The 2153-nt window shown below is 71.2% G+C and carries 2 protein-coding genes and 1 pseudogene; all 3 read right to left on the reverse strand.

Annotated features, from left to right (window positions below):
• A pseudogene (locus tag VN779_RS17795) lies at positions 1 to 271 on the reverse strand (ribonuclease PH); the annotation flags it as partial.
• Positions 268 to 1092 carry a glutamate racemase gene (gene murI, locus VN779_RS17800; RefSeq protein WP_325724733.1) on the reverse strand — a complete coding sequence of 275 codons (825 nt, stop codon included), beginning with the start codon at positions 1090 to 1092 and terminating at the stop codon, positions 268 to 270. The pseudogene VN779_RS17795 and the gene murI, both read right to left, overlap by 4 nt.
• 27 nt (positions 1093 to 1119) lie before the next feature.
• Positions 1120 to 1887, reverse strand: a complete 768-nt coding sequence (locus VN779_RS17805) for a hypothetical protein (protein ID WP_325724735.1) — start codon at positions 1885 to 1887, stop codon at positions 1120 to 1122.
• Positions 1888 to 2153 lie beyond the last annotated feature (266 nt).

The following is a 2153-nucleotide window of genomic DNA, read 5'->3' on the forward strand; positions in this document are numbered from 1 at the left end:
TCTCGACCGTGCGGCCGTCCAGCTTGCCGCGGCTGGCGTCGCGAGGCTTTCGGTCGGATGTCGAGCCCGGCAGCATCCCGTACTCGGAGGTGACCCAGCCGGTGCCGCGCCCGCGCATCCACCCCGGCACCGACTCCTCGACCATGGCCGTGCAGACCAGGCGCGTCTTCCCGATCGAGAACAGCACCGAGCCGTGCGCGCTGTCGATGAACCCCGGCTCGATCGCGAGCGGGCGCAGCTGGTCGAGCTCGCGGCCGTCGGCGCGCTTCACGCGGCGATCTCCAGTCGCGCGGGATCGACCCGCTCGACCTCGGTCAGCGGTAGCTGCAGAAAGCGCCCGGCGACGGCCTGGAAGGCCTGCTCGTCGCCCGTGCAGAGAAAGCGGTAGCTGCCCTCGCGGTCGGTCAGGTTGGCGACGCCGCGTCGCTCGAGGGTGGCCGCGACCTCGCGTGCGATCTCCTCAGCGGAGGTGATCAGCGTGACGTCCCGGCCGAAGATGCGCTGCAGCATGGGTCGGATCAGCGGGTAGTGCGTGCAGCCCAGGATCACGGTGTCCACCTCCGCCTGCTTCAGCGGCTCGGCGTACCGCTTGGCGGCGTCGTGCAGGTCGTGTCCGTTGACGTCGCCGCTCTGGATCAGCGGCACCAGCTCCGGGCAGGCCACCTGTGCCACCTCGACGCCGGCGTCGAGCACACCGATCGCCGCCGGGTAGCGGCCGCTCGCAACCGTCGCCTCGGTCGCCATCACGCCGACCCGGCGGGCGCGGGTGGCCTGGACGGCGGCGTGCGCCTCGGGTGTGATCACGCCGATCAGGGGCACCGTGAACTCGCGCTGCAGATCTGGGAGGGCGGCGGCCGTGGCCGAGTTGCAGGCGACCACCAGCAGCTTCACGTCCCGCTCGATCAGGTGCTGGGCGACCTCGTGGGCGAACCGGCGGATGGTCGCTGCCGGCTTGGTGCCGTACGGGAACCGCTCCGGCGCTGAGTCACCGAAGTAGATGAAGTCCTCGTGGGGCAGCGTGACCAGGCATTCGTGCAGCACCGTCAGGCCGCCGACGCCGGAGTCGAAGACGCCGATCGGGCGGGTATCCATGGGGCGCAGTCTAGGGGCTGGGCCGGATCACGGGATCCGGATCAGCGCCTGGAAGTCGGAGCGCCCGAGGATGCGGTGCGTCCGCTTCGACCGCAGCAGGATCGTCGTCTGCTCACGTCCGGAGAGAAGCGTGCCGTCCCCCATCACGAACCACAGCGGCGAGCTGACGGTGACGTGCGTGAAGGCGGCGGGGAAGGCGACCCGGTCGGTGGTCGTCTTCAGGCCGAACGGGCAGGTCTTGTTCGTGGCACAGAACTGCCGCACCTCGTGCACCGCGACCACCATCGAGCCGTTCCCGGGCAGGCTGGCGCTGACGTGCACCGATCCCAGCGTGATGCGGTTGGGGGTGGCGGTGACGGTCTGGTGCCAGCGCACCACGGCGCCGTTCGACGCCTTGAAGCCGCCGCGGATCGAGTAGCGGCCGCGGCCGCTGAGGCGGCGCCGCGGCGAGGCCTGGACGGACACGTCGAGCGCCGTCGTGGCCGCGTGCGCGGTCCACGCCGGCTTCATCGAGAGCTTTCGGGGCACCCGCAGCCACAGCGTTGCAGCCGCGTAGTCGAGCGCGAACACGCCATCGGCGCGGATGCGCGGCCACTGGCTGAACGTGAGCGTGCCGTGCGCGACGCCCGTCACCGGACAGGTTCCGGCCAGGTGCACCTTCAGCAGCTGGGTGCGTACGTGCTTGCCCGTGGCCGTCGCGGTGCAGGCGGCGGTGCCGGCGCCGGCACGGCTCGTCCCCGACAGCAGGGCGACCACAGCAGCGGCCACGATCAGCAGAAGGAGCCTTGGTCGCATCGGGAGCGATCTTACACCTTGTCCGGTTCTGGGCCGGACCACCCCAGCGCCCGGTGGGGGTCCCGACAACCCCCACCGGGCGCGAGCTCAGCCCTTACAGAGCCGCGGTCTGGCGCGGTCGCACCCGCGTCGCGGCGAAGCCTGCCAGGATCAGCAGCAGTGCGGCCACGGCGGCACCGATGCCGGCGTCAGTCCAGTCGAAGCCGCTGTTTGCGGAGACGGTGGTGACGGCCGGAACGGGCTGGCTGATGACCAGAGGTACCGTC

Source organism: Actinocrinis sp. (assembly GCF_035605935.1).
In the GTDB taxonomy this organism is placed as follows: domain Bacteria; phylum Actinomycetota; class Actinomycetes; order Streptomycetales; family Catenulisporaceae; genus Actinocrinis.